At 70.5% G+C, this 24,731-nt stretch carries 26 protein-coding genes and 1 tRNA gene; 22 read left to right on the forward strand and 5 right to left on the reverse strand.

Features of this window, described 5'->3' with window-relative positions; all coding sequences use genetic code 11:
* Positions 1 to 12 precede the first annotated feature (12 nt).
* Both ACFYWM_RS21200 and ACFYWM_RS21205 read left to right on the forward strand, forming a co-directional pair.
* Positions 13 to 492: a YbjN domain-containing protein gene (locus ACFYWM_RS21200; RefSeq protein ID WP_362866532.1), complete on the forward strand. Its 480-nt coding sequence runs from the start codon at positions 13 to 15 to the stop codon at positions 490 to 492.
* A 51-nt stretch (positions 493 to 543) separates the two neighbouring features.
* A complete protein-coding gene (locus ACFYWM_RS21205) occupies positions 544 to 1,287 on the forward strand; it encodes a phosphoglyceromutase (RefSeq protein WP_389917159.1) in 744 nt (247 codons plus the stop codon).
* Positions 1,288 to 1,357: 70 nt separating this feature from the next.
* On the opposite strand, the gene phoU is transcribed toward ACFYWM_RS21205, so the two are convergent.
* Positions 1,358 to 2,017: a phosphate signaling complex protein PhoU gene (phoU, locus tag ACFYWM_RS21210; RefSeq protein WP_389917161.1), complete on the reverse strand. Its 660-nt coding sequence runs from the start codon at positions 2,015 to 2,017 to the stop codon at positions 1,358 to 1,360.
* Between the two features lie 158 nt (positions 2,018 to 2,175).
* Between phoU and ACFYWM_RS21215 the strand changes: the two genes are divergently transcribed.
* The gene (locus ACFYWM_RS21215; protein WP_389917324.1) at positions 2,176 to 3,357 is read left to right on the forward strand and encodes a sensor histidine kinase; all 1,182 of its coding nucleotides are present in this window, start codon (positions 2,176 to 2,178) and stop codon (positions 3,355 to 3,357) included.
* Positions 3,354 to 4,043, forward strand: a complete 690-nt coding sequence (locus ACFYWM_RS21220) for a response regulator transcription factor (RefSeq protein WP_362678267.1) — start codon at positions 3,354 to 3,356, stop codon at positions 4,041 to 4,043. Before ACFYWM_RS21215 ends, ACFYWM_RS21220 begins: the two co-directional genes overlap by 4 nt.
* A gap of 286 nt (positions 4,044 to 4,329) precedes the next feature.
* Here the strand turns inward: ACFYWM_RS21220 and ACFYWM_RS21225 are convergent, their stop codons facing one another.
* A complete protein-coding gene (locus ACFYWM_RS21225; protein WP_389917163.1) occupies positions 4,330 to 4,911 on the reverse strand; it encodes a copper chaperone PCu(A)C in 582 nt (193 codons plus the stop codon).
* 261 nt (positions 4,912 to 5,172) lie between these two features.
* Here ACFYWM_RS21225 and ACFYWM_RS21230 point away from each other — a divergent pair, with 261 nt between their 5' ends.
* From ACFYWM_RS21230 to ACFYWM_RS21245, 4 genes are all read left to right on the forward strand, one after another.
* Positions 5,173 to 5,655: a CarD family transcriptional regulator gene (locus ACFYWM_RS21230; protein ID WP_030924410.1), complete on the forward strand. Its 483-nt coding sequence runs from the start codon at positions 5,173 to 5,175 to the stop codon at positions 5,653 to 5,655.
* Positions 5,656 to 5,672: 17 nt separating this feature from the next.
* On the forward strand, positions 5,673 to 6,131 hold the full coding sequence (ispF, locus tag ACFYWM_RS21235) for a 2-C-methyl-D-erythritol 2,4-cyclodiphosphate synthase (protein WP_389917165.1): 459 nt from the start codon (positions 5,673 to 5,675) through the stop codon (positions 6,129 to 6,131).
* A gap of 188 nt (positions 6,132 to 6,319) precedes the next feature.
* Positions 6,320 to 6,586: a GlsB/YeaQ/YmgE family stress response membrane protein gene (locus ACFYWM_RS21240; RefSeq protein ID WP_389917167.1), complete on the forward strand. Its 267-nt coding sequence runs from the start codon at positions 6,320 to 6,322 to the stop codon at positions 6,584 to 6,586.
* Positions 6,587 to 6,678: 92 nt separating this feature from the next.
* A complete protein-coding gene (locus ACFYWM_RS21245; RefSeq protein WP_389917169.1) occupies positions 6,679 to 6,945 on the forward strand; it encodes a GlsB/YeaQ/YmgE family stress response membrane protein in 267 nt (88 codons plus the stop codon).
* Positions 6,946 to 7,737: 792 nt separating this feature from the next.
* On the opposite strand, the gene ACFYWM_RS21250 is transcribed toward ACFYWM_RS21245, so the two are convergent.
* Positions 7,738 to 9,168: a DUF2637 domain-containing protein gene (locus ACFYWM_RS21250; RefSeq protein ID WP_389917171.1), complete on the reverse strand. Its 1,431-nt coding sequence runs from the start codon at positions 9,166 to 9,168 to the stop codon at positions 7,738 to 7,740.
* 81 nt (positions 9,169 to 9,249) lie between these two features.
* On the opposite strand from ACFYWM_RS21250, the gene ACFYWM_RS21255 reads away from it, so the two are divergent.
* From ACFYWM_RS21255 to ACFYWM_RS21315, 13 genes are all read left to right on the forward strand, one after another.
* Positions 9,250 to 9,654, forward strand: a complete 405-nt coding sequence (locus ACFYWM_RS21255) for a PPOX class F420-dependent oxidoreductase (RefSeq protein ID WP_389917173.1) — start codon at positions 9,250 to 9,252, stop codon at positions 9,652 to 9,654.
* 104 nt (positions 9,655 to 9,758) lie between these two features.
* The gene (gene cysS / locus ACFYWM_RS21260; RefSeq protein ID WP_389917175.1) at positions 9,759 to 11,156 is read left to right on the forward strand and encodes a cysteine--tRNA ligase; all 1,398 of its coding nucleotides are present in this window, start codon (positions 9,759 to 9,761) and stop codon (positions 11,154 to 11,156) included.
* Between the two features lie 23 nt (positions 11,157 to 11,179).
* On the forward strand, positions 11,180 to 12,148 hold the full coding sequence (rlmB, locus tag ACFYWM_RS21265) for a 23S rRNA (guanosine(2251)-2'-O)-methyltransferase RlmB (protein ID WP_389917177.1): 969 nt from the start codon (positions 11,180 to 11,182) through the stop codon (positions 12,146 to 12,148).
* A 72-nt stretch (positions 12,149 to 12,220) separates the two neighbouring features.
* Positions 12,221 to 12,293, forward strand: a tRNA-Thr gene (locus ACFYWM_RS21270).
* 537 nt (positions 12,294 to 12,830) lie between these two features.
* On the forward strand, positions 12,831 to 14,795 hold the full coding sequence (locus tag ACFYWM_RS21275; protein WP_389917179.1) for a glycosyltransferase family 2 protein: 1,965 nt from the start codon (positions 12,831 to 12,833) through the stop codon (positions 14,793 to 14,795).
* A gap of 69 nt (positions 14,796 to 14,864) precedes the next feature.
* Positions 14,865 to 15,941, forward strand: a complete 1,077-nt coding sequence (locus tag ACFYWM_RS21280; RefSeq protein WP_389917181.1) for an energy-coupling factor ABC transporter permease — start codon at positions 14,865 to 14,867, stop codon at positions 15,939 to 15,941.
* The gene (gene cbiQ, locus ACFYWM_RS21285) at positions 15,941 to 16,705 is read left to right on the forward strand and encodes a cobalt ECF transporter T component CbiQ (RefSeq protein ID WP_389917183.1); all 765 of its coding nucleotides are present in this window, start codon (positions 15,941 to 15,943) and stop codon (positions 16,703 to 16,705) included. Before ACFYWM_RS21280 ends, cbiQ begins: the two co-directional genes overlap by 1 nt.
* Before the next feature lie 2 nt (positions 16,706 to 16,707).
* Positions 16,708 to 17,490: an energy-coupling factor ABC transporter ATP-binding protein gene (locus tag ACFYWM_RS21290; RefSeq protein WP_389917325.1), complete on the forward strand. Its 783-nt coding sequence runs from the start codon at positions 16,708 to 16,710 to the stop codon at positions 17,488 to 17,490.
* Between the two features lie 136 nt (positions 17,491 to 17,626).
* Positions 17,627 to 17,965, forward strand: a complete 339-nt coding sequence (locus tag ACFYWM_RS21295; protein WP_389917185.1) for an anti-sigma factor antagonist — start codon at positions 17,627 to 17,629, stop codon at positions 17,963 to 17,965.
* 65 nt (positions 17,966 to 18,030) lie between these two features.
* On the forward strand, positions 18,031 to 18,804 hold the full coding sequence (locus tag ACFYWM_RS21300; RefSeq protein WP_389917187.1) for an SDR family NAD(P)-dependent oxidoreductase: 774 nt from the start codon (positions 18,031 to 18,033) through the stop codon (positions 18,802 to 18,804).
* A 9-nt stretch (positions 18,805 to 18,813) separates the two neighbouring features.
* Positions 18,814 to 19,578, forward strand: coding sequence for a crotonase/enoyl-CoA hydratase family protein (locus ACFYWM_RS21305; protein ID WP_389917189.1), 765 nt, complete (start codon positions 18,814 to 18,816; stop codon positions 19,576 to 19,578).
* Between the two features lie 154 nt (positions 19,579 to 19,732).
* A complete protein-coding gene (locus ACFYWM_RS21310; RefSeq protein ID WP_389917191.1) occupies positions 19,733 to 20,383 on the forward strand; it encodes a rhomboid family intramembrane serine protease in 651 nt (216 codons plus the stop codon).
* 517 nt (positions 20,384 to 20,900) lie between these two features.
* Positions 20,901 to 21,308 carry a BlaI/MecI/CopY family transcriptional regulator gene (locus tag ACFYWM_RS21315; protein WP_389917193.1) on the forward strand — a complete coding sequence of 136 codons (408 nt, stop codon included), beginning with the start codon at positions 20,901 to 20,903 and terminating at the stop codon, positions 21,306 to 21,308.
* A 111-nt stretch (positions 21,309 to 21,419) separates the two neighbouring features.
* Here ACFYWM_RS21315 and serC read toward each other — a convergent pair whose 3' ends face one another.
* Complete coding sequence (serC, locus tag ACFYWM_RS21320; RefSeq protein WP_389917195.1) at positions 21,420 to 22,529, reverse strand: phosphoserine transaminase; 1,110 nt, start codon at positions 22,527 to 22,529, stop codon at positions 21,420 to 21,422.
* A gap of 231 nt (positions 22,530 to 22,760) precedes the next feature.
* Positions 22,761 to 23,867 (reverse strand): citrate synthase 2, encoded by a 1,107-nt coding sequence (locus tag ACFYWM_RS21325; protein WP_389917197.1) that lies wholly within the window; start codon positions 23,865 to 23,867, stop codon positions 22,761 to 22,763.
* 196 nt (positions 23,868 to 24,063) lie between these two features.
* On the opposite strand from ACFYWM_RS21325, the gene pdxH reads away from it, so the two are divergent.
* On the forward strand, positions 24,064 to 24,690 hold the full coding sequence (gene pdxH, locus ACFYWM_RS21330) for a pyridoxamine 5'-phosphate oxidase (RefSeq protein WP_389917199.1): 627 nt from the start codon (positions 24,064 to 24,066) through the stop codon (positions 24,688 to 24,690).
* Positions 24,691 to 24,731: the final 41 nt, after the last annotated feature.

The following is a 24,731-nucleotide window of genomic DNA, read 5'->3' on the forward strand; positions in this document are numbered from 1 at the left end:
TAAGCTGGGCGCATGCGCGAAGTGATCGAGGCGGCGCTGAAGAGCGCGGACGCCTCCTACGAGCAGCCCCGGCCGGGGGCCTTCCTGGTGAGGCTCCCGGGCCAGCACAAGCTCGCCACCATGACCTGGCTGATCGTCGGCGACCAGGCCCTGCACGTGGAGGCGTTCTTCTGCCGGCAGCCCGACGAGAACCACGCCGAGTTCTACCGCTGGCTCCTCACCAAGAACGGCTCCATGTACGGGGTGCACTTCGCCCTCGACCCCGTCGGAGACGTCTACCTCGTGGGCCGCGTCCCGCTGGAGGCGGTCACCGACGAGGAGGTCGACCGGCTCCTCGGATGCGTGCTCACCTACTCCGACGAGGGCTTCGACCGCGCCCTGGAGCTGGGCTTCGCCTCCTCGATCCGGCGCGAGTGGGAGTGGCGGGCCAAGCGGGGCGAGTCCCTGGCCAACCTCCAGGCCTTCGCCCGCTTCGCCGACCCCGAGCGCTGAGGGCCCGAGCACCCCGAAAACGCCAAGCAAGCGCCCACTAAGCTTGTCGGCATGTCGACTTTGGTGCTGCTTCGGCACGGTGAGAGTGAGTGGAACGCGAAGGGTCTGTTCACCGGATGGGTGGACGCGGGGCTCTCGGCCAAGGGCGAGGAGGAGGCACGCCGCGGCGGGCGGCTGCTGCTCGACGCGGGGGTGCGTCCCGACGTGGTGCACACCTCCCTGATGACCAGGGCCATCCAGACGGCCAACCTCGCGCTGGGCGCCGCCGACCTGCTCTGGCTGCCGGTCTCCCGGTCCTGGCGGCTCAACGAGCGCCACTACGGCGCCCTGCAGGGCAAGGACAAGGCGCAGACGCGGGCCGAGTTCGGTGACGAGCAGTTCATGCTCTGGCGCCGCTCCTACGACGTCCCGCCGCCCCCGATCGCCGACGACGACGAGTTCTCCCAGGCCGGCGACGCCCGCTACGCGCTCCTGCCGAGCGAGCTGCTGCCGAGGACCGAGTGCCTCAAGGACGTCGTCGAGCGCATGCTCCCTTACTGGTACGACCAGATCGTGCCCGACCTCGCGCAGGGCAGGAACGTGCTGGTCGTCGCGCACGGCAACTCGCTCCGGGCGCTGGTCAAGCACCTGGACGGGATCGGCGACGACGAGATCGCCGGGCTCAACATCCCCACCGGCATCCCGCTCCGGTACGAGCTGGACGACGCCTTCCATCCGCTCACCAAGGGCGGCCAGTACCTCGACCCCGCCGCCGCCGAGGCCGCCATCGAGGCCGTGGCCAACCAGGGCAAGTAACCCCGAGACGCGCGAAAAAGAGGAGGGGCCCGCCGGATCCGGCGGGCCCCTCCTCTTATGACCGAAGGGGTCAGAACGCGGAGGTGTCCTGGGGCCGGGAGCCCGTCACCAGATAGACCACGTCGTGCGCGACGCGGACCGCGTGGTCGGCGTAGCGCTCGTAGTAGCGGCCGATCAGCGTCACGTCGATGGCCGGCTCGACGCCGTACTTCCAGTCGGGGGCCATCAGGACCTTGAACAGCTTACGGTGCAGCTTGTCCATGGCGTCGTCGTCGGACTCCAGCTCCAGGGCCGACTCCACGTCGCGCGAGGCGATGCAGCTGCCGGTCTTGGTGACGAGGCGCTCGGCGATCTGCCCCATCTCCAGGATGGTGGAGCGGACCTCCGGCGGGATCGCGGAGTCGGGGTGGCGCAGCCTGGCGATCTTGGCCACGTGCTCGGCGAGGTCGCCCATGCGCTCCAGGTCGGTGCCCATCCGCAGCGCCGCGATGATCATCCTGAGGTCCACGGCCACGGGCTGCTGCCTGGCCATCAGGTCGAAGATCGAGGCCTCGATCTCCGCGAAGATCCGGTTCACCTCCTCGTCCTGGGAGATGACGCTCTCGGCGAGGTGGACGTCGGCGTCCAGGAGGGCCGTGGTGGCCCGCGATATCGCCGACCTCACGAGCCGGGTCATCTCGACCAGCCGCTCGGTGAGGGCGTCGAGTTCTTCGTGATAGGCGTCGCGCATGAGGTTCACCGTAGGGCGGTAACGGTGAACGAACCTCGACCGTAAAGTGAACTTTATGGGAAAGGCCGTGGTCATGCCTCCTCAGCAGTCCTCAATGGGAAAAGCCCGACCTACCATCGAGGGCGTGAAGCCTACGGGAGGACCACGTGAGTGAGCTGATGGCGAGCCTGGCCGCGCTGGCCGGTTTCGTCGTGGGAGCGCTGGCCGTGATGGTCGTCCGCCACACCCATGGACAGCGGAGTGCGATGACACCGGTCGACGGCGTTGAGCCCGGCGCGCTGCCGCAGGGGGTCGCCTCGGTGCTTGCCGTGCTGCCGTCCTCGGCGGTCGTGCTCGACAAGGAGGACCGCGTGCTGCGGGCCAGCTCGGCGGCCCGCGCGTTCGGCCTCGTCAAGGGGGACCACCTGATGGCGGCCGAGCTGCTCGCGCTGGCCAGGAAGGTACGCAGGGACGGCGAGATCCGCGAGAGCGAGATCGAGGTGGCCGGCCACAAGTTCGGCCAGGAGTCGACCAACTTCGCGGTGCGGGTCGCCCCGCTCGGCTCGCACGGCCAGGTGCTCGTCCTCGCCGAGGACCAGACCGAGCACCGCCGCGTCGAGGCGGTCCGCCGCGACTTCGTGGCCAACGTGAGCCACGAGCTCAAGACGCCGGTGGGCGCGCTGTCGCTGCTGGCCGAGACCATCCAGGACGCCGCCGACGACCCCGAGGCGGTCACCCGCTTCGCCGGGCGCATGCAGCACGAGGCGGCCCGGCTCACCTACCTCGTCCAGGACCTCATCACCCTCTCCCGCATCCAGGGCGCCGAGCCCATCCCCACCCCGGGCCCGGTCCTGATCGACGAGGCGGTGCACGAGGCCATCGACCGCTGCAACACCACCGCGGCGGCCAAGGACATCACCCTCGTCGCCGGCGGGGTCGAGGGCCTGCGGATATGGGGCGACGACGAGCTCCTCGTCACCGCCCTGCGCAACCTCATCGACAACGCCGTCGCCTACAGCCCCGAGCACACCCGGGTCGTGGTCAGCGCCCGCGCGGCGGGTCCCAACACCGAATCCGTCGAGATCAGCGTGAGCGACCAGGGGATCGGCATTCCCGAGAGCGCCCAGGAGCGGATCTTCGAACGGTTCTTCCGCGTCGACGCGGCACGATCGCGGGCGACCGGCGGCACGGGCCTCGGCCTGGCCATCGTCAAGCACGTGGCCGCCTCCCACAACGGGGCGGTCACGGTGTGGAGCAAAGAAGGTTCCGGTTCCACATTCACCCTCCGCCTGCCCGCCTTCGGCGGCATGGCGGTCACGGAACCCGTCACAGTCACCATTCCCCTGGAGGCCGCGCAGTGACTCGCGTGCTCGTTGTCGAGGACGAGGAATCGTTCTCCGACGCCCTGTCATACATGCTGCGCAAGGAAGGCTTCGAGGTGGCCGTGGCCACCACCGGGCCGGAGGCGCTGGAGACCTTCGACCGCAACGGCGCCGACCTGGTGCTGCTCGACCTGATGCTCCCGGGCCTGCCGGGCACCGAGGTCTGCCGCTCCCTCCGGCAGCGCTCCAACGTGCCGGTCATCATGCTCACCGCCAAGGACAGCGAGATCGACAAGGTCGTCGGGCTGGAGCTCGGCGCCGACGACTACGTCACCAAGCCCTTCTCCTCCAGGGAGCTGGTGGCCCGCATCCGTGCCGTCCTGCGCCGTCAGGGCGATGTGGAGGAGCTGGAGTCGGCGGTGCTGGCCGCGGGGCCCGTCCGGATGGACGTCGACCGCCACATCGTCGCCGTGCGCGGTGAGCCCGTACAGCTGCCCCTGAAGGAGTTCGAGCTGCTGGAGGTGCTGCTGCGCAACGCCGGGCGGGTGCTCACCCGGGGCCAGCTCATCGACCGGGTCTGGGGCGCCGACTACGTGGGCGACACCAAGACCCTGGACGTGCACGTCAAGCGGCTGCGGGCCAAGGTCGAGTCCGACCCCTCCAACCCGCGCTGCATCCTCACCGTGCGGGGGCTGGGCTACAAGTTCGATCCCGCGGAGGTCTGAGCCACCCCGCCCGTTCCCGGGCGCTTCTGAGGACGTTCCCGGACGCCTTCCCGTTCCCGAACGCTTCCGTGTCCGTTCCTGGACGCTTCCGTGCCCGTTCCCGGACGATCGCCCGCCTCAGGGGCGTCGTCCGCCCGGGCGTGCCCGCCTCCGGAGGGGCGCTCGCCTCCCGGTGACCGTTCACCTCGACCGACCGCTCGCCTCCGGACGATCCGAGGGGCCGTACGGCGTGCCCGCGCCGTACGGCCCCTCGGCGTGTCCGGAGGCCGTCACCGGCCTCCGGGAATCAGTGGCCGGAGTGCTCGTCCCCGGTGGTGGCGGAGGGCGTGGGCGTCGGCGTGGGAGCCGCGGTGGCGCCGGGAGCCTGCGGGTAGGCGGTGAACTCGCGGCTGCGGGTGACGACGGGGATCGTGAGCTGCACGATCCCGGCGTTGGCGAACTGCAGCTGCACCTTGAGGCCCTCGCCGCCCCTGAGCGGCTTCTTCAGCCCCTCGACGAGGATCGTGGGGGTCGGCTTGCCCACGTTCACCCGCTGGTCGTGAGGGAGCGCCACGGGCGCGCTCACCTTCGCCGTGCCGAGGGCGGGGTCGACGCCGAGACCGACGAGCTGGTCGGAGCCCGCGTTGGTGTTGACCAGCGACAGGTAGAGCGGGGTGGCACCCCCGGCCGGCAGCGTCGCGCCGGAGTCGGGCCCCAGGAAGAAGGCCTGGGAGATGTCGATGCCGTTCTTCTTGACCGAGAGGGCCTCGGTCGGCGAATAGGGCTTGTTGGTGATCGCGTCGGATCCGGCACCGCAGCCGGCCAGGACGGGAGCGGCTGCGAGGAACGCCGCGGCGACGATCGCCCGGTGGCGGATGTTGCGGGTCACGGTGCGAGTTCTCCTTGTCACGCGCGAGATAGGGCAAGGGCAACCCTATCGGCGACGTTTACCGGGTTTCCCGCCGACCCGCCTCATCATCCGATGGCGAGGAACGCAGGTCATAAGTGCTTTTTGCCCCTCTGATTCATACACTTCGGCACTTGTCAAGTCATAAGATGCGGCTTTGACCTGCAGTTATGGTGATTTCACTGTTCCGGGAGGCTGTGGATACGTGGTACTCTTGAGTACAGCGGAAGGGGTACTTGTCACATGACTTTCCAGGTCGGCGACACTGTCGTCTACCCCCACCACGGGGCTGCTCGGATCGAGGCGATCACGACCCGAACCATCAAGGGTGAGGAAAGGACCTACCTGGTTCTCAAGGTCGACAAGGGCGACCTTACCGTCCAGGTGCCGGCTGACAACGCAGAACTCGTCGGTGTTCGCGATGTCGTCGGACAAGAGGGCCTTGAGCGCGTTTTCGACGTGCTTCGAATGCCTCACACCGAAGAGCCCACGAACTGGTCCCGACGCTACAAGGCGAACCTTGAGAAGCTGGCGTCCGGCGACGTCAACAAGGTTGCCGAGGTCGTTCGCGACCTGTGGCGGCGAGACAGGGAGCGCGGACTCTCCGCAGGAGAGAAGCGAATGCTGGCGAAGGCCAGGCAGATCCTCGTCAGCGAGCTCGCGCTCGCGGAGAAGACGAACGAGGACAAGGCCGAGGCCCTGCTGGACGAGGTTCTCAACTCCTGAACAAGACATTTCCACGGGTGGGCGTCGGGGTCGACGTCCACCCGTTCGCTTCCGGCCGCGAGCTTCACCTCGCCGGTCTGCACTGGCCCGGTGAGACCGGCCTGGCCGGTCACTCCGACGGTGACGCCGCGGCCCACGCCGCCTGTGACGCGCTGCTGTCCGCGGCGGGTCTCGGTGACCTCGGCGGCCTGTTCGGCACGGCCGACCCCCGCTGGGCGGGTGCCTCGGGCGTCGCGCTGCTGGAGGAGACCGCGCGCAAGGTGCGCGCCGCTGGCTTCGAGATCGGCAACGTGGCCGTCCAGGTGATCGGTAACCGTCCCAAGCTCTCCCCCCGCCGCGTCGAGGCCGAGAAGGCTCTCAGCGCCGCCGTGGGGGCTCCCGTGAGCGTCAGCGCCACCACGACGGACGGGCTCGGCCTCACCGGGCGCGGCGAGGGCGTCGCGGCCGTCGCGACCGCGATCGTGGTGAACCTGTAGCGGGTGTCAGACGTCTTCTATACGGAACGTGCGAAACGTTCTGGCGGGCGGCGCGGAATGCCCGCCGATCCATATCGAGGCGGTGGCCCGTTTCCTGGCGCGGTACGGGCCACCCCTTTTTTGGCGTGATCAGTGAATGCGCTGGGTAACCCCTTGGTGACCGTGTCTCGTAACAGGGGGAGCCGGACATGATCGTCTCGATTGTCTCCGCAATCATCATCGGCGCCATCATCGGCGCCCTGGCGCGTCTCATCCTTCCGGGGCGCCAGAATCTCAGCATCGGCCTGACGCTCATCGTCGGCATCGTCGCCGCGCTCATCGGCTCGCTCATCGCCGGAGCACTCGGTCTGACCAACACGCGTGGGGTCAACTGGTGGGAACACATCATCCAGCTGGCGCTCGCGGTGCTGGGGGTGCTGCTTGTCGTCCAGATGCAGGCGAGAAAGACGCATTGAAGGTTTTTTGCCGCCTGTAGGAATATCCGTGACCCAGGGGGTAGCCACCTCCCTGTGAGGGTGAAGGTCTCACGCTCACTGGGAGGTTGAACATGACTATCGCGTCTATTCTCGGGGCCATCGTCATCGGCGCGGTTGTTGGCGCCCTCGGCCGTCTCCTGCTTCCCGGTAAGCAGGCGATCGGAATTATCCTGACCGTCGTCGTCGGTATCGTCGCCGCGCTCATCGGTACCGCCATCGCCCAGGTTCTCGGCGTCGCCACCACGGACGGTATCGACTGGATCGAGCTCGTCATGCAGGTGGGCCTCGCCATCGTCGGTGTCGGCCTGGTCGTCGGTCTCAAGCGCTCCAGGGTCTAGCGAACACCCGGGTGAACCATCCCGGCGATCTCGCCGAGACTCGACTGGACCCCCTCCGGTCCGGAGGTGATCGCGGTGACGCGCACGATGTCACCGTGCTCCAGGAGAAGACCCGCTCGGTTCCATCTGGCCTGCCGAGCGGGTCTCGGCCGTTCCAGGCCGGTTCGAGCGGTGTGCCGAACCGGCCTGGAACGGCCGATCCTGACACGGGCCCGGAGGTGAGCAAGGCGCCGGTCCGCAGCGGGGCGCCGCTCACACATGTGTGAGCGAATAGCTGCGGGCCGGTCCAGCAACCGGTGTCGAACGGCGGTTCCGGCAGGAGACCGCCGCTCGGCCCCAGCGCGGCGTGCGGCCCAGGGCGCGCCGCCGCCCCGCCGTCATCCCGGCCGCCGGACAGACCGGCCGGGATGACGGCGGGGCCTGTACGTGGCCGGGCTACTCCCGTCGATTCCAGCGCCACGGCGGAAACCACCTGAGAAGGGCTGGAACCGCCCGGGAAACAGCCCTGGGGGAACGGCCCGGCCCACCACCCGAAGAACGTGGTCCTCGAACGCCTGGACGGCCCGCCCAGCGCGTACGGCGGGGTCGACGGGACGCCGACCACGTAGCCGATCTCAGCGACCCCCGCTGAGCCGACGGCCCGAAGACCGGGTCAGCTCCTCCCAGGCCCCGGAGCTGACCCGACGGGCGTACGACCTCGACGACCCGAGCGCCTGATCGGCACCCGCCGCCGGATCACCCGGACGTCAGGTCCGGGTTCTTACCGTGCTCCACGGACGCCCGGAAGCTCTCTCACTCACCCGGTGGCACGGGCGTGCTGCGCATCCGCCCGGAGGGCGGTGCCGCGGCGCCGTCCTCGTCGTGCGACCGCGCCTCGGCCTCCTCCCCGGTGTCGGCGGCCTCGGCGCCGTGCGCGGGGTCGGGGGACTCCCCGGCCTTCCGGCCCGAGCCACGTGTCTTCCGGGCCGCCACGGGCGCCTCGGCGGCGCTCCCCGAGGCCGCCTCCGTGACCGTCTCCGCGGTCGTCTCCGGGGTTGTCTTCGTCGCCGGCCGGGCCTTCCGCTGCGTGGCCCTCCCGCCGGACGGGGCCTTCGCCGGGCGGTCCTTCACGGCGAGGATCGGCTGGGTGTCGGCGTCGCGCTCGCTCACCTCGCTCACCTTGCCCACCTCGGCCGCTTCGGTCGCCCGCTCCGGCTCCCGGGGAAGGTCGGCGTCGCTGTCCCACGTCTCCACCCGCTCGCTGACCCTGCCGCTCTCGGGCTCGGGCTCCCGTACGGCCGGGCGGGGCGGGTGGACGAGCAGGTCGCCCTGGCGGGGCCGGACCAGGTCGCCCCAGCGCATCGGCTTTCCCGCCCGGGGGGCCGCGGGTCCACGAGGGGGCGGCGGCGGGTCCTGCGGGATGTCGGTGACCTCGGGCGTCTCCGGCGCCGGGGTGGGGCCGACCACCGGTTCTCCCACCGGGAGGTCGTGGTGCGGGGCGTCCTCCAGGGGAGGCGCGGAGTGCGGGTCGAGCATGATCTCGGCCGCGGGATGGTGCACCAGCTGCCCGGGGTGACCCGGATGGTCCCCGTGGCCGGGGCGAGCGGGCTGCTCGGAGGGCGGCTGCCACCGCTCTCCGGGGTCGGGCGCGCCGGGCCGCTCCCGGGCCGCCCGGCCCGCCTCGGGGAACGGCACGATGTCGTGTCCGGGCGGCAGGCCGGACAGGGCCGCGTCGCTCGCGGCCCTCCGGGCGGCGGCGTGCTTGATCAGCAGGAGCCAGAGCCACAGGGCCAGGACCAGCATCACCCAGGGGGCGACGGCGACCACGACGGCCGCGCGCTGCTCGTCCACGCCTATTCGCATGGCCGTGGACACCTCGGCGGCGGCCGCGCCGGCGAACAGCAGCGTCAGGACCAGGCCCGCCTGCAGCCGTACCGGCCACCAGCCGCCCCTCAGCAGCAGTACGCCGATCATCGCGATGACGAGCAGGGCGTCGAAGGCGGCGGGGTAGAGGTAGGCGAGGTCGGCGGGCGCCCTGCCCGCCACGGCGAGGGCGCGCAGGTCCTCGAAGGAGAGCACGCAGGCCGCGGCGGTGAGCGCGGCCACGCCGACTCCGGTGACGGCGATCCCGGCGCGGCGCAGGGCGACGGCCACCCGGCTCGGCTGGGTGGTGGCGACGGGCAGGGGCGGGGGCGGGGACGGGCGGGAGAACGAGCCTGCCGCCCCGGGGGATTTGACGTCCATGGCCCTTTGAGCCTACAGAATCGGCATCTAGCATGATCGGGGAGTTTCCCGAGGAACGAAGAGATTGACCGAGGCGGAGAAATGGCAAAGCTGTCCGATCCCGTACGCGCGATGTTCGACGCCGCGAACTTCGCCACCGTGACGAGTCTGAACGACGACGGCAGCCCGCAGTCGAGCGTCGTCTGGGTGGGGACGGACGGGGACGACCTCGTGTTCTCCACGGTCAAGGGGCGGCGCAAGAGCGTCAACTTCGCGCGCGACCCGCGTACGGCCATCGTGGTGTTCGACCCCGCCGACCCGTACAGCTACGTGGAGGTGCGGGGGACGGTCACGGTGACGGACGACCCCGGAGGGACGCTCATCCAGGAGATGTCACACAAATACCGGGGGGAGGGGTGGGTCGAGGCGAAGCCCGGGGTGGAGAGAGTGATCGTCAGGATCATCCCCGAGCGCGTCGTCTGCCACGGCGCCGTTCAGTCGGAGTAGTTGCGTGACATTCGGCCGCTAATGGTCATAAAACACTCTGCTGAGTGTCTTCAACGTCCCGCAACTCGGTTTGTGAGGCGAGGTGAGGCATTAGCCTTGCCTTCGTGAGCCTGCAGCTATACGACACCAGCGTACGCGCCGTCCGCGAATTCGTCCCGGTCGAACCCGGCCGGGCCTCGATCTACCTGTGTGGTGCCACCGTGCAGGCTCCCCCGCACATCGGGCACATCCGCTCGGGCGTCAACTTCGACGTGCTCCGCCGCTGGATGATCAGGTCCGGCTACGAGGTGACCTTCTGCCGCAACGTCACCGACATCGACGACAAGATCATCAGGGTCGCCGCGGCGGAGAACGTGCCGTGGTTCGCCGTCGCCGAGCGCAACCAGAGGGCGTTCACCTGGGCCTACGAGGTCCTGGGCTGCCTGCCCCCGACCGTCGAGCCCCGTGCCACCGGCCACGTGCCCGAGATGATCGAGCTGATGGACCGGCTGATCGCCGCCGGGCACGCCTACGCCTCCGAGGGCGACGTCTACTTCGACGTCATGTCCTACGCCGACCGGTACGGCTCGCTGTCCAACCAGAAGCTCCAGAACATGCGGGCCGCCGGTGACACCGACACCGACACCTGCAAGCGCGACCCGCGCGACTTCGCGCTCTGGAAGGGCGAGAAGCCCGGCGAGCCGACCTGGCCGACCCCGTGGGGCCGGGGGCGCCCCGGCTGGCACCTGGAGTGCTCGGCCATGGCCACCAAGTATCTCGGGTCCACCTTCGACATCCACGGCGGTGGCGTCGACCTGATCTTCCCGCACCACGAGAACGAGCTGACCCAGTCCCAGGCGGCGGGCGACGGCTTCGCCCGCTACTGGATGCACAACGGCATGCTCAAGATCGGCGCGGAGAAGATGAGCAAGTCGCTCGGCAACTCCCTGCTGGTCCCCGAGGTCACCAAGAAGGTCCGCCCGGTCGAGCTTCGCTACTACCTGGCGGCCCCGCACTACCGTTCCCCGATCGAATACTCCGAGGAGGCGCTGTTCGAGGCCGCCTCGGCCTACCAGCGCATCGAGGGCTTCGTCACCCGCGCGGCCGAGGTCATCCACGACGTCGACGCGCACGCGCCGCTGCCCCAGGCCTTCTCCGACGCCCTCGACGACGACCTGGGCACCCCCCAGGCGCTCGCCGTGGTGCACGAGGTGGTCCGCGAGGGCAACGTCGCGCTGGCCCAGGGCAACAAGGAGCAGGTGGCCAGGCTGCTCGCCGAGACGCAGAACATGCTCGACGTCCTCGGCCTCGATCCGCGCTCGGAGCAGTGGCGCTCCTCGGGCGGCGAGACCGGCATGCGGGCGACCGTCGACGCGCTCGTCGCCGTGGCGCTGGAGCAGCGGCAGGCGGCGCGGGCCCGCAAGGACTTCTCGGCGGCCGACGGCATCCGTGACCAGCTTTCCCACGCGGGCATCCACGTCGAGGACACCCCCCAGGGTCCGCGCTGGGAACTCTCGCGGTGAAACCAGGCCGTACGCTATAGACCATGGCTGGTGGGGGTAAAGGGTCCGGGCGACCCGCGAAGAAGAAGAGTCCGACCAAGGGCACGGGCGGCAACGTCCGTCGTGGCCTGGAGGGCAGGGGAGCCACCCCGCCGGCACATCTGCGGCACTGGCACAAGGACAAGGCGCGCACCGAGCGGATCGAGCGCGAGGAGAAGACCGGCAGGTCCTCCTCCCCGCGCACCCCGGTCCGCACCCGGCGGAGCGACGACGCGCCCGAGCACATCGGCGGGCGCAACCCCGTCGTCGAGGCGCTGCGGGCAGGGGTTCCGGCCAGCACGCTCTACGTGGCCCTGCGGATCGACAACGACGACCGCGTCAAGGAGTCGGTCCGCATCGCCGCCGACCGGGGCATCGCGATGCTGGAGGTCGGCAGGGAGAAGCTCGACCGCCTCACCGAGGGCGGGATCCACCAGGGCATCGCCCTGCAGATCCCGGCCTATGACTACGCCCACCCCGACGACCTGGTCCGCGCGGCCCAGGACGCCGCGGAGGTCCCGCTGATCGTCGCTCTCGACAGCGTCACCGACCCCCGCAACCTGGGCGCCATCGCCCGCTCGGCCACCGCCTTCGGCGCCCACGGCATGGTCATCCCCTCCCGCCGCTCGGCGGGGGTCACCGGCGGGGCCTGGAAGACCTCGGCGGGCACGCTGGCCAACCTGCCGGTCGCCCGCGCCGCCAACCTCACCGCCACCCTGCGTGAGTACCGCGAGGCGGGCCTGTTCGTGATCGGCCTGGACGGCGAGGGCACGGTCGACATCGGCGAGGCCAACCTCCTCGACGGCCCGCTGGTCGTCGTCGTGGGCTCCGAGGGCAAGGGCCTGTCCCGCCTGGTCCGCGAGGCGTGTGACCTGGTCGTCCGCATCCCGATGCACGCCGCGGCCGAGTCCCTCAACGCCGGGGTCGCCGCCGGCATCGCCCTCTACGAGGTCGCCCGCCACCGCCGTTCCTAACGGTTCGCAATCGGCAGGGCATACCTCGGTGACGTACGGGGAACGAGCCGACTACACTCGTCTGGCAGCCATGCCGACGTAGCTCAATCGGCAGAGCAACAGTCTTGTAAACTGTAGGTCAGGGGTTCGATTCCCCTCGTCGGCTCGCATTGAGAGGCCAGGTCAACCGGTATCCGGCGACCTGGCCTCTCGCCGTTCAAGGGACTTCACGGTCTTCCGCGCTTGTTGCATGCCCGTTGCGTGCCCGGCGGCTTCTCGTGCCCGCTTGGACGTCGAAGGTGCTACCCGCGCGGCCCGCCGTGCCCGGAACGTTCACGGTCGTGCTTCAGGGCCAGGCGTACGGCGGAGTAGATGACCAGGAACTGGACGAGAGCGCCGAGCAGCATGAAGAGCACGCTCATGATCGAGACGCCGAAATTTATGATCTCTCCCTCGTCGCCGTGTGATCACCTTGCCCGCTCCGGCCCGCACTGTCCACCGTCGGCCGCGGGGGAGTGCGATCACAGTCCGGCGCGGTCTGTGGTGCCACGCAAGGCGTACGAAACGGTTGCTTCACTCCCTATGTGGTCTCTCGCCCCCGCAGATCGGGGAGGCAACCCTGTGGATTCGCCCCGTACGGGCCGCTCCTCGTCACATACTGAGACGCTAGATAAGCGGAAAGTGACCGACGAGGGGCGCGGCGGTGACAGTAACGATCCTCCAGCGAGTCCGCAGGGAGCGGGGCGGCTGCGATATCACGAGCACGGGGCGGGGCGGCCGTGACATCACGGGCACGGGGCAGGGCTGCCGTGAGATCACGAGCGAGGAGGCGATCCGGTCCGACGTCGACGTCACCGTGATCGTCCCTCTCCACAACTGCGGGCCCTATCTCGACAGGTGCCTGACCTCGCTGCTGATCCAGCGCGTCGCCCTGGAGGTGGTGGTCGTCGACGACGGTTCCACCGACGGCGGTGCCGCGCTGCTCGACCTGTACGCCTCCTGCCACCGCGGGGTGATCCGCGTCGTCAGGCAGGAGGCGTCCGGGGGCGCGGGGCGCCCGCGCAACGTCGGGCTCTCCCACGCGCGCGGCAGATACGTCTTCTTCTGCGACGCGGACGACTACCTCGGCCCCCAGGCGCTGGAGCGGATGCTCGCGATGGCCGACCGCAACGGCTCGGACATCGTGCTCGGGAAGATCGTCGGGCATGACCGCAAGGTGCCGATCTCGATGTTCAAGGAGAACGCCGAGCGGGTGCCGCTCGGCGACAGCGCGGTCTACAACAGCCTGAGCTGCTTCAAGCTGTTCCGCAGGGAGATGCTGGAGCGGCACGCCATCCGTTTCGACGAGACGCTCCTGGTGGGGGAGGACGTCGTCTTCACCACCCACGCCTACTGCCACGCGGACGTGATCTCGGTGGTCGCCGACTACGACTGCTACCACCTGGTCGCCCGGCCGGACGGCACCAGCATCATGCAGCGGGAGGGGAGCCGCGACCCGGTCTCCTGGCTGCGGATGATCAGGCGGCCGATCGAGCTGATGCTCGCCCATGTGCGTCCCGGGGACCTCCGTGACCACCTCCTGCGGCGTCACTTCCGGATGGACGCCTTCGGCAACCTCGGCAGGCCCTTCCTGGACGCCGGGGAGGTCGAGCGCAAGGAGATCGCCGCCGAGGTGGCCGACATGTGCGAGCGGTGGCTGACCGACGGGGTCCGCGAGCGGCTCCCCGCGATCGACCGGAGCCGGATCGCCGCGCTGCAGGACATCGACCGCCTGGTGCGGCTGGCGCACATCGAGTCGGCCTCGGTCCGCAGGGAGCTCACCGCGCTCCGCTGGGAGCGGGCCCGGGAGGGGCGGCTGGCGATCTCGGGCAAGGTGGCGCTGAGCACGCTGGAGCGCTACGACCGCCCGGAGATCACCGGAGGGGACCTCGCCCTGGTGCTGCGGCGCCGGCACGTCGACCCGGGCCCGTCCGACGAGGTCGTCGTCCCGGTGACCGGCGACTGCGCGGGGTTCACCGGGATCGTCGACGTCACCACCCTCTCCCCCGGCATCTGGGACGTCCACGTGAGCGTCGCCTTCGAGGGCGTCCCCCGGCTCGCGCGCCTGGGCGCCGACGGGGAGGGGCTGGTCGCGCCCCCCGCGCCGCGCGTGGTCGGCGACGTCGTCGCCCTCCCGTACTTCACCCACCCGTACGGCAACCTCAGCCTCGACATCGGCGGGTACGTCGTCGCGGTGCCGGGCAGCGCCAGGCTGGTGCGCGCCCGCTGGGCGGCCGGGCACCGGCTGGTGCTCGACGGCGAGGTCAGCGTGGGTACGGCGGTCCCGGCGGCCGACGCGGTGCGCTACCTGGTCTGGCGGGAGCGCGAGTCGAGCCGGGAGCGGCGCGAGCCGGTCACGGTCGGCGAGGGCGGCGGGTTCACCGCCTCCCAGGCGATGGGGCGGCTGGGGCCCGGCACCTGGGACGCCTACCTGGAGCTCGACCTGGGCGGGCCGCCCGCGCGCTTCAGGATCGAGGCGGTGCCGGAGGTGATCGAGCATCCGCGCACGTGGTGGCGCGGCGCGGTCCGGTGGAGCGTCAGGCCCTACGCCACGGCGGGGAAGGGCCGGCTCAGCACGGTGGTCCGCACCCTCGGCCCCAGAACTTTCATCAGACGTATTGTTCGTTAATGCCACATTCTTGCAACTACAAGCCCATGGCCTAAAGTGAAGTGCAAATCCGCACTTCGGAGGCTTGTCGTGCACGTACCCGATGGCTTTTTCAACGCCGCCGTCTCGGTGTCCGCGGGAGTGGTGGCCGCGGCCGGTGTGGCCGTCTGCCTGCGCGGCGCCCGCCGCGAGCTCGACGACCGCACCGCCCCGATGGCCGGGCTGGTCGCCGCCTTCATCTTCGCGGTCCAGATGCTCAACTTCCCGGTCGCCGCGGGCACCAGCGGCCACCTCCTCGGGGGCGCGCTCGCCGCGATACTCGTCGGCCCGTACACGGCGGTGTTGTGCGTGGCCGTGGTCCTGCTGGTGCAGGGGTTCTTCTTCGCCGACGGCGGGCTGACCGCGCTGGGCGTCAACATCACGCTGATGGGCCTGGTCGCCGTGCTGGTCGGGTGGGGCGTCTTCCGCCTGATCACCCGGAGCGTGCGGAACAGGGGGGCCGTGGTGGCGGCCGCGTTCGTCGCGGCGCTGGTCTCGGTGCCCGCCTCGGCGCTGGCGTTCACCCTGCTGTTCTGGGTCGGCGGCACCGCGCCCATCGAGATCGGCACGGTCGCAGCGGCCATGGGCGGCGTGCACCTGCTCATCGGCGTGGGGGAGGGCCTGATCACCGCGGTCACCGTCAGCACCGTGCTGGCGGTCCGGCCCGACCTGGTCTACGGCGCCCGCGAGCTCGTCGCGCCGCTGGTCCTGCGTGGCGCGGACGGCGACGTGACCGTCACTCCCCAGGCCGCGAGGTCCTCCGCGGCGCCGGTCGCCGCCCGCCGTCCCGGCTGGTTCCTGCCCGCCGGGATCGCGGTGGCGGGGCTGCTCGCGGGCGTGGTGAGCTTCTACGCCTCCTCCTCGCCCGACGGTTTGGAGTCGGTCGCCGAGGACAAGGGCTTCATCGGGCAGGCGGCCGACCACGCGCTGGGCGAGCAGCCGCTCGCCGACTACGGGGACGTGGGCGGCATCCCGGTGGGCGTGGCCGGGGTGATCGGCGTCGGGGTGACCCTGGCCGTCGGCGGCGGGGTGTTCTACGCCGTGCGCCGCCGCGGTGGGGGCGGAGACGGCGCTGACGGCGCCGACGACCTCGTCAAGGACGACAGCGGCAAGAAGGGCCTCGACTAGTGGGATCGGGCCATCACCACCAGCTCTACCGGCCGGGCGACACGCTCGCGCACCGGCTGCCGCCCCAGTGCAAGCTGGTGGCGGTGGCCGGGTTCGCCCTGGTGGTGGTCGTCACCCCGCGCGAGTGGTTCTGGGCCTTCGGGCTGTACGCCGTGCTCCTGGCCGCCGTCGCGGCCCTCGCGCGCGTCCCGGCGGGGTTCGTGCTGCGGCGGATGGCGGTGGAGATCCCGTTCGTGGTGTTCGCGCTGGCCATCCCGTTCATCGGGTTCGGCGAGAGGGTGACCTTCATGGGCCTCTCGCTCAGCGTGGCGGGCCTGTGGGCCGCCTGGAACATCCTGGCCAAGGCGACCCTGGGCGTGGTCGCGAGCGTGCTGCTGGCGGCCACCACCGAGCCGCGGCTGATACTGCTGGGCGCCCAGCGCCTGAGGTTGCCGCCGCTGCTGGTGCAGATCGCCATGTTCATGCTCCGCTACATGGACGTGATCCTGGACGAGATGCGCCGGATGCGGGTGGCGAGGGAGTCGCGTGGGTTCGTGGCCAGGGACGTGCGGCACATCCCGGTGATCGCCAGGTCGGCGGGGGCATTGTTCATCCGCTCGTACGAGCGGGGCGAGCGGGTGCACCTGGCGATGCTCAGCCGGGGCTACACCGGCTCGATGCCGGTCATCCAGGATCTCTCCGCCGCCTCGCGGCAGTGGCTCGCCGCCGGTATGTTGCCGGGTGCGGCACTCGCCGTGCTACTCGGGAGCTGGGGGTTCGCGTGACAGTGCCGTCCTCGCCGGCCGTGCCGACCACGGCCCCGGCCGGGCCTCCGCCCCCGCCGCCCTCACTGGAGGTGAGCCGCCTGGCGTACGCCTACCCCGACGGTACGCAGGCGCTGTTCGGCGTGGACCTGCGGGTGGAGCGCGGTGAGCGGGTCGCGCTGCTCGGGCCGAACGGCGCGGGCAAGACCACGCTGGTGATGCACCTCAACGGCATCCTGACCGCCGGGCACGGCACGGTGGCCGTGGCGGGGCTGCCGGTCGGCAAGGGGTCGCTAATGGAGATCCGCAGGCGGGTCGGGCTCGTCTTCCAGGATCCCGACGATCAGCTCTTCATGCCGACCGTCCGCGAGGACGTGGCCTTCGGCCCGGCCAACATGGGGGTCACCGGCGAGGCGCTGCGGCGCCGGGTCGAGGACGCGCTGGAGCGCGTGGGCATGCTGGAGACGATCGACCGGCCGCCGCACCACCTGTCCTTCGGCCAGCGCCGCCGGGTCGCGGTGGCGACCGTGCTCGCGATGGAGCCGGAGATCCTGGTCCTGGACGAGCCGTCGTCGAACCTGGACCCGGCCTCCCGGCGCGAGCTCGCCGAGATCCTCAGGGGGCTCGACGTGACCGTCCTGATGGTCACCCACGACCTGCCGTACGCGCTGGAGCTGTGCGAACGCTCGCTCATCCTCTCCGGGGGCGTCATCGCCGCGGACGGGCCGACCCGCGAGATCCTCGCCGACGCGAACCTTCTCGCCGCCCACCGGCTCGAACTGCCGTACGGTTTCGCCGCTCCCTGATTCCGAAATCTTCGAATCCGGGATCCCGGGTACCGGAGTACGGTCGGCGCGAACTTGCTGTGAACAACCGCGCATGACCTCGCGCGGAGTGACGGCGAAGTAAAGTAGGTCTGCCCTTCGGGCGCGAGGAGGACTGATGAAGCTACGGCTGGCTCGCCGCGCCGTCGGGGACGCCGTGGTGGTGGCTGTCGAGGGCGAGCTCGACCTGTTCACCGCTCCCTTCCTGCGGGACGAGGTCCGTGACGCGATCAAGCTGGACGGCGCGCGGCTGGTCCTCGACCTCACCGCCCTGTCCTTCATGGACTCCAGCGGCCTCTCCGTGCTGATCGAGGCGTGGCGGCTGGCCACGGGCGAGGGCGGCGGGGTCTCGCTGGCGGCCCCCCAGGCGCCGGTGGCCCGGATCCTCCGCACGACGGGGCTCGACCGGCGGATCAAGGTCTATCCCGACGTGACCAGCGCCGTCGGGGAGATCTGACACGGGCGGGTTTTTTACCCCACCCCGAGTAGAACTTCATTCGGTCGGCGCGTTAAAGTCCGCACATGGACCTGAACGGAGCAGCAGCAATCATCTCGGGCGGTGCCAGCGGCCTCGGCGAGGCCACGGCCCGCGACCTCGCCGCGCACGGCGCCACCGTCGTCATCGCCGACCTCAACGAGGAGCGCGGCAAGTCATTGGCCGACGAGCTCGGCGGCGTCTTCGTCAAGGCCGACGTGTCGGACGAGGCGCAGGTGCAGGCGGCCGTGGACGCGGCCGTGGCGACCGGCAAGCCGCTGCGCGTCGTGGTGAACAGCGCGGGCATCGGCTGGGCCAGCCGGACCGTCGGCCGTGACGGCTCGCCGCACGACCTGGCCTCGTACCGCAAGGTCATCGAGGTCAACCTGATCGGCACCTTCAACCTCATGCGCATCGGCGCCGCCGCGATCGCGAAGACGGAGCCGGTCGACGGGGACGGCCAGCGCGGTGTGGTGATCAACACCGCCTCGGTGGCGGCGCTGGAGGGGCAGACCGGTCAGGTCGCCTACTCGGCCTCCAAGGGCGGCATCGTCGGCATGACCGTTCCGGCCGCGCGCGATCTCGCCGCCATCGGCGTGCGTGTCAACACCATCTGCCCCGGGATCATCGACACCCCGATCTACGGCTTCTCGGCCAACTCCGAGGAGTTCAAGGCCAAGCTCGTGGCCCCGGTGGTCTTCCCCAAGCGAATGGGACAGGCCTCCGAGTTCGCGCACCTGGTGCGCTCGCTGATCGAGAACGACTACATGAACGCCGAGACGGTCCGTTTCGACGGCGGCATCCGCTTCCAGCCCAAGTAGGAGTCACCGGTGTCTGACGAGGTTCTGGTCGAAGTCGACGGCGGCGTGGCCGTCATCACGATCAACCGCCCCAAGGCCAGGAACGCCGTCAACGGCGCGGTCGCGCGGGGCGTCGCCGGCGCGCTGGACGAGCTGGAGGAGCGCAACGACGTGGCCGCCTACGTTCTCACCGGCGCCGGCGGCACGTTCTGCTCGGGCATGGACCTGAAGGGGTTCCTGACCGGGGACTTCCCGGTCGTGGAGGGCAGGGGGTTCGGCGGCATCGCCGAGGCGCCGCCGAAGAAGCCGCTCATCGCCGCCGTCGAGGGCTACGCCCTGGCCGGAGGCTGCGAGCTCGCGCTGGCCTGCGACATCATCATCGCCTCCGAGGACGCCAAGTTCGGGCTTCCCGAACCCAAGCGGGGGCTGGTCGCGGGGGCGGGCGGCGTGATGCGGCTGCCGAGGCGCATCCCGTACCACATCGCCATGGAGATCGCCCTGACCGGCGACCACTTCCCCGCCTCCCGGCTGTACGAGCTCGGCCTGGTCAACCACGTCACGCCCGCGGGCGAGGCGCTGGCCACGGCCGTCGAGCTCGCGAAGCGGATCGCCGCGAACGCCCCGCTGGCGCTCGCCGCGACCAAGCGCGTGATCGTCGAGTCGGCGGACTGGAGCCGCGACGAGATGTTCACGAAGCAGGGGGAGATCATCAGCCCGGTGTTCAGCTCCAAGGACGCCATGGAGGGGGCGGCGGCCTTCGCCGAGAAGCGCGCCCCCCGGTGGAAGGGCGAGTAGCCCCTCCGGGGAGACGGGAGATTCGGCGGGCCGGGCGCGATCCAAGGGGTCGCGCCCGGCGCGTTCACGGCCGGGAGTGCGTACGGTAAAGGTGTGGACGGGTGCGGCGGGGGCACTTGACATCCACGCCGACGCTCCAAGGCCAGGAGAGTGCATGAACGACCACCCGACCGGGATGTCCCCCACCGGCCGATCCTCCGGCGATCTTCTGAAGCGCAGGGCGGGGAACCTGGCCGCGGGCGCGCTGGGTGCCGCGATCATCAACGTTCTCATGGTCGCCGCCATGTGGGTGATCGAGGTCGCCGACTACGTCCTGCCGGGCGAGTTCGACGGCTACGGCATCCGCGCCTGGGATCCCGAGGGCCTGGGAGGCATCTTCCTCGCCCCCTTCCTGCACGCCGGGTTCGGCCATCTGATGGCCAACTCGCTGCCCCTGCTCATCCTCGGCTTCCTCGCCGCGCTGCGCGGGATCGGCCGGTTCCTGGCCGCGAGCCTGATCATCGTCCTGGTCAGCGGTCTGGGCGTCTGGTTCACGAGCTCGCCGCTGGCCGTCACGGTCGGCGCCAGCGGCCTGGTCTTCGGCTACTTCGGGTTCGTCGTCGCCCGCGGCCTGTTCGACCGTCGCGCCCTCGACATCGTGCTCGGTGTCGGCGTGGCGATCGCCTACTACTCGATCATCTGGGGCGTGCTCCCGGGCGAGGAGGGCATCTCCTGGCAGGGCCACCTGTTCGGGCTGGTCGGTGGCGTCCTCGCGGCCTGGGTGGTGCGCCGCAGGCGCCGCCGGGCCGTCACCCCCGCCTACTGAGACCTCCGCTCCCGGCCGTTTCCGGCCGGGAGCCTTTTCTCTTCGAACCTCCCGGCCGCCGGGCCTTTCCCGCCGTGCTTTTCCCGGGTGCCGGGCTCCACTCTTTGCCGGTACGCCGCTTTTCCCGCTCCCCGTCACCGGAGCGTGGGGGTCTTCGCCCGTAGATGAGGGCTGCATGGGGCTGTGGGCGCTATGTAGCGCTTCGTGGCGTAGTTGAATGACCGAGGCCGGGTCGGCCGGGATGCGGGCTCCAGGGGCGAATGAGGCCGATCCGGGGTGCCGTCCAACTGCGGGGGCCCGGGCGAGGGGGCGGTGTGTTTCGGCCGGACGCCTTTTCCCGGCGGTTTCTTCCGTGACCGCGTGGCAGAAGATTCTGCTGGAATTGACCAGCTATGGCCGCATCGGTTGATTTAAGTGACAATATGACAAAATTTCATGTGTGAACCTGCCTGGCCGCGTGCCCGTACATGTTCCAGGGCCATCACAGCCGGGCGCGACCCTCGAAAGGTGGCCGCGGGTGAACCTGGGATCCCTGGAACGCGCGATCATGGACGTGCTGTGGGGCTGCAAGCAGCCGCTGCTGGTTCGCCAGGTGCAGGACATGCTGAACCAGGACGCGGAACGGAGCCTGGCCTACACCACGGTGCAGACCGTCGCCGAGCGTCTCGTCAGGAAGGGCCTGCTGGAGAGGGCGCCCGCGCGCAACGCCTTCCGCTACACCGCCAGCCGCTCACGGGACGAGCACGTGGCCGGGCTGATGCTCGCGGCCCTGGCCGGCAGCCCGGATCGCGCTCCCGTGCTCTCGCGGTTCGCGGAGGGGGTGGATCCGGACGACGCCCTGCGCCTGCTGCACGAGCTGGCGCGGCGCGCGGGGGAGCGGGCGCACGTCCAGGGGACGGGCGGCACCCCGAGCACGCTGCCCTAGGCTCCCGCCCCCGGAGGCCGGGAGTCCGGCCTCCGGGGCGGGAACGGGGATCGTGGTCGTTCCCGCCGGTCAGGTGGGGACGGGTTCCGGCTCCCGGGAGGGAGCCGGGGACTACAGGCGCTCGACGACGTAGTCGACGCAGGTGGTCAGGGCCTCGACGTCGTCGGGGTCGATGGAGGGGAACATCGCGACGCGCAGCTGGTTGCGGCCGAGCTTGCGGTAGGGCTCGGTGTCGACGATGCCGTTGGCCCGCAGCACCTTGGCGATCGCGGAGGCGTCGACGCCGTCGGCGAAGTCGATCGTGCCGACCACGTTGGAGCGGAACTCCGGAGCCGCGAACGGGGTGGTGTAGGAGGTCTTCTCCGCCCAGGTGTAGAGGCGCTGGGCCGAGTCGGCCGTGCGGGCGGTCGTCCAGGCCAGGCCGCCGTTGCCGTTCATCCACTCGATCTGCTCGGCGAGCAGGAAGAGCGTGGCGACCGACGGGGTGTTGTACGTCTGGTCCTTGGAGGAGTTGTCGATCGCCACCGGGAGGCTGAAGAACTCGGGGACGTAGCGCCCGCCGGAGGCGATCTCGTCGACCCTGGCCAGCGCGGCCGGGGACATCAGGGCGATCCAGAGGCCGCCGTCGGAGGCGAAGCTCTTCTGCGGCGCGAAGTAGTAGACGTCGAACTCGCTCGCCTCGACGGGCAGGCCGCCCGCGCCGGAGGTGGCGTCGACCAGCACGAGCGAGCCCTCCTCGCCCACGCGCCTGATCGGCATCGCGACGCCGGTCGAGGTCTCGTTGTGGGTGAGCGCGTAGACGTCGACGCCCTCCTCCAGCCTGGCCTCGGGGTGGCTGCCGACCTCCGACTTGATCACGGTCGGGTCGCCCAGCCACGGGGCCTTCGCCGCCACGGAGGCGAACTTGGAGGAGAACTCGCCGAAGTGCAGGTGCTGGGACCTGTCGCGGATCAGCCCGAAGGCGGCGATGTCCCAGAACGCGGTGGTGCCGCCGTTGCCCAGGACGACCTCGTACCCCTCGGGGAGGGAGAACAGCTCGGAGAGCCCCGCGCGGACGCGCCCGACCAGCGACTTGACCGGCTTCTGGCGGTGGGAGGTGCCCAGGAGACTGGACCCGGAGGCCGCGAGAGCCGACAGCTGCTCGGGGCGCACCTTCGAGGGCCCGCAGCCGAAACGGCCGTCGGCGGGCTTGATGTCAGAGGGAATCACGATGTCAGCCACCTGACCAGCCTACTGAGCCCGGGGATCGATCCAGGAAGGGGTCCGGATTTTGAGACGAGCCGTGGGAGGGATTTGGGCAGGGCTGGATGATCGCGGGGGCCTGGCGGAACGATACGGGGGCCGGCGGGGCGGTCCGGGAGCAGGAGGGCGGGCCGGAGAGGGGCGTGGAGGGCCGTAACCGGCAACGGCTGCCGCGCGAGACGCCGCGCGACAGCCGTACAGGAGGGTGGTTCAGAAGGAGTGGACGACCTCGGTGGCTCCGGGGACGTCCTGGACCGAACGCTGGGACGGACCCACGTAGTCTGCGCTGGGGCGGACGAGCCTGCCCGTGCGCTTCTGCTCCAGGATGTGGGCGGCCCAGCCCGCGGTGCGGGCGCAGGTGAACATCGAGGTGAACATGGACGAGGGGACCTGGGCGAAGTCCAGGATGACCGCGGCCCAGTACTCGACGTTGGTGGCGAGCACCCGGTCGGGCTTGCGGGCGTGCAGTTCCTCCAGGGCGGCCTTCTCCAGCGCCGCGGCGACCTCGTAACGCGGTGCGTCGAGCTCCTTGGCGGTGCGGCGGAGCACGCGTGCCCGGGGGTCCTCGGCACGGTAGACGCGGTGACCGAAGCCCATCAGGCGCTGGCCCTTGTCGAGCTCCGACTGGACGTACTTCTTGGCGTCGCCGACCTGCTCGACGCCTTCGATCATGTGCAGCACGCGCGCGGGCGCGCCGCCGTGGAGCGGCCCGGACATGGCGCCGACCGCACCGCTCAGCGCCGCGGCGACATCGGCTCCGGTGGAGGCGATGACCCTGGCGGTGAAGGTGGAGGCGTTCATGCCGTGCTCGGCGGCGGACGTCCAGTAGGCGTCGATGGCCTTGACGTGCTTGGGATCGGGATCGCCCTGCCAGCGGATCATGAACCGCTCGACGATGCTCTCACCCTTGTCGACCTCGCTCTGGGGGACCATCGGCTTCCCCAGGCCGCGCGAGGACTGCGCGACGAAGCTCAGGGCGTTCACGCTGGCCAGGGCCAGGTCGGCGCGGGCCTGCGCGTCGTCGATGTCGAGCAGCGGCTTGAAGCCGTACGCGGGGGCCAGCATGGCCAGCGCGCTCTGCACGTCGACGCGGATGTCACCGGAGTGGACGGGGATGGGGAAGGGCTCCGCCGGGGCCAGGCCCGGCTGGAACTCGTTGTCGACAAGCAGGCCCCACACGTTTCCGAAAGAGACGCGGCCGACCAGCTCTTCGATGTCGACGCCCCGGTAGCGAAGGGCGCCCCCTTCTTTGTCCGGTTCCGCGATCTCCGTCTCGAAAGCTACAACGCCTTCGAGCCCGGGTTTGAAGTCGGACATTCTCGGCTGCCTCCCTTTCTTGAAGTCAAAGCCTTGATGTCGAGATACCGGCGGGTCATATTCAACCCCCTGGGCCGGGACGGTGTGCCGCCGGACCCGCCGGAACGCGATCGCCCCAGGTGGGGGGCGCCGCGCGGCCTTCCGGCTCGGCACGCGAGAATACCGTCCCGTGGATGCCACATCGCGACCGCCTTCGATGGCGGGCCTTCGACGCACGTACCAGGGGCTGCCCCTGATCGAGGCAGACCTCGCCGCCGACCCCTTCTCGCAGTTCGCCCTCTGGTTCGGCGACGCCGTGGACGCCGGGCTTCCCGAGCCGAACGCGACCGTGCTGGCGACCGCCTCGGCGGGCGGGCGGCCGACGGCCAGGACCGTGCTGCTCAAGGGCTACGACGAGAACGGGTTCGTCTTCTACACCAACTACGAGTCGCGCAAGGGCCGGGACCTGGCGGAGAACCCGCGGGCCGCCCTGCTGTTCCCCTGGCACTCCATCCGCCGCCAGGTGCGGGTGGAGGGCACGGTGGTGCGGCTGCCGCGCGAGGAGTCGGCCGCCTACTTCAGGTCCCGGCCCTACGGGTCGCGGATCGGCGCGTGGGCGTCGCGGCAGTCGGCCGTCGTGCACTCCAGGGACGAGCTGGACACCCGCTACGAGGAGCTGGCGGCGCGCTGGCCCGAGGACCCGCCGGTCCCCGATTTCTGGGGCGGGCTGCGCGTGGTGCCGTCCGAGGTGGAGTTCTGGCAGGGACGGACGGATCGCATGCATGACCGCCTCCGTTACCGGCGCTCCGGCGCCACCTGGGTCGTCGAACGTCTGGCCCCTTGAGAGCCTGCCCCCTCTTTACTGATATATCCATGTATGTCAGG

The organism is Streptosporangium sp. NPDC002721, assembly GCF_042888905.1.
Lineage (GTDB): Bacteria > Actinomycetota > Actinomycetes > Streptosporangiales > Streptosporangiaceae > Streptosporangium.

Coding starts and splice junctions, on each gene's coding strand:
- ACFYWM_RS21200 (WP_362866532.1), top strand. CDS start 13: ATGCGCGAAGTGATCGAGGCGGCGCTGAAGAGCGCGGACGCCTCCTAC.
- ACFYWM_RS21205 (WP_389917159.1), top strand. CDS start 544: ATGTCGACTTTGGTGCTGCTTCGGCACGGTGAGAGTGAGTGGAACGCG.
- phoU (WP_389917161.1), bottom strand. CDS start 2,017: ATGCGCGACGCCTATCACGAAGAACTCGACGCCCTCACCGAGCGGCTG.
- ACFYWM_RS21215 (WP_389917324.1), top strand. CDS start 2,176: ATGGCGAGCCTGGCCGCGCTGGCCGGTTTCGTCGTGGGAGCGCTGGCC.
- ACFYWM_RS21230 (WP_030924410.1), top strand. CDS start 5,173: ATGACTTTCCAGGTCGGCGACACTGTCGTCTACCCCCACCACGGGGCT.
- ACFYWM_RS21240 (WP_389917167.1), top strand. CDS start 6,320: ATGATCGTCTCGATTGTCTCCGCAATCATCATCGGCGCCATCATCGGC.
- ACFYWM_RS21245 (WP_389917169.1), top strand. CDS start 6,679: ATGACTATCGCGTCTATTCTCGGGGCCATCGTCATCGGCGCGGTTGTT.
- ACFYWM_RS21250 (WP_389917171.1), bottom strand. CDS start 9,168: ATGGACGTCAAATCCCCCGGGGCGGCAGGCTCGTTCTCCCGCCCGTCC.
- ACFYWM_RS21255 (WP_389917173.1), top strand. CDS start 9,250: ATGGCAAAGCTGTCCGATCCCGTACGCGCGATGTTCGACGCCGCGAAC.
- rlmB (WP_389917177.1), top strand. CDS start 11,180: ATGGCTGGTGGGGGTAAAGGGTCCGGGCGACCCGCGAAGAAGAAGAGT.
- ACFYWM_RS21295 (WP_389917185.1), top strand. CDS start 17,627: ATGAAGCTACGGCTGGCTCGCCGCGCCGTCGGGGACGCCGTGGTGGTG.
- ACFYWM_RS21300 (WP_389917187.1), top strand. CDS start 18,031: ATGGACCTGAACGGAGCAGCAGCAATCATCTCGGGCGGTGCCAGCGGC.
- ACFYWM_RS21310 (WP_389917191.1), top strand. CDS start 19,733: ATGAACGACCACCCGACCGGGATGTCCCCCACCGGCCGATCCTCCGGC.
- ACFYWM_RS21325 (WP_389917197.1), bottom strand. CDS start 23,867: ATGTCCGACTTCAAACCCGGGCTCGAAGGCGTTGTAGCTTTCGAGACG.
- pdxH (WP_389917199.1), top strand. CDS start 24,064: ATGGCGGGCCTTCGACGCACGTACCAGGGGCTGCCCCTGATCGAGGCA.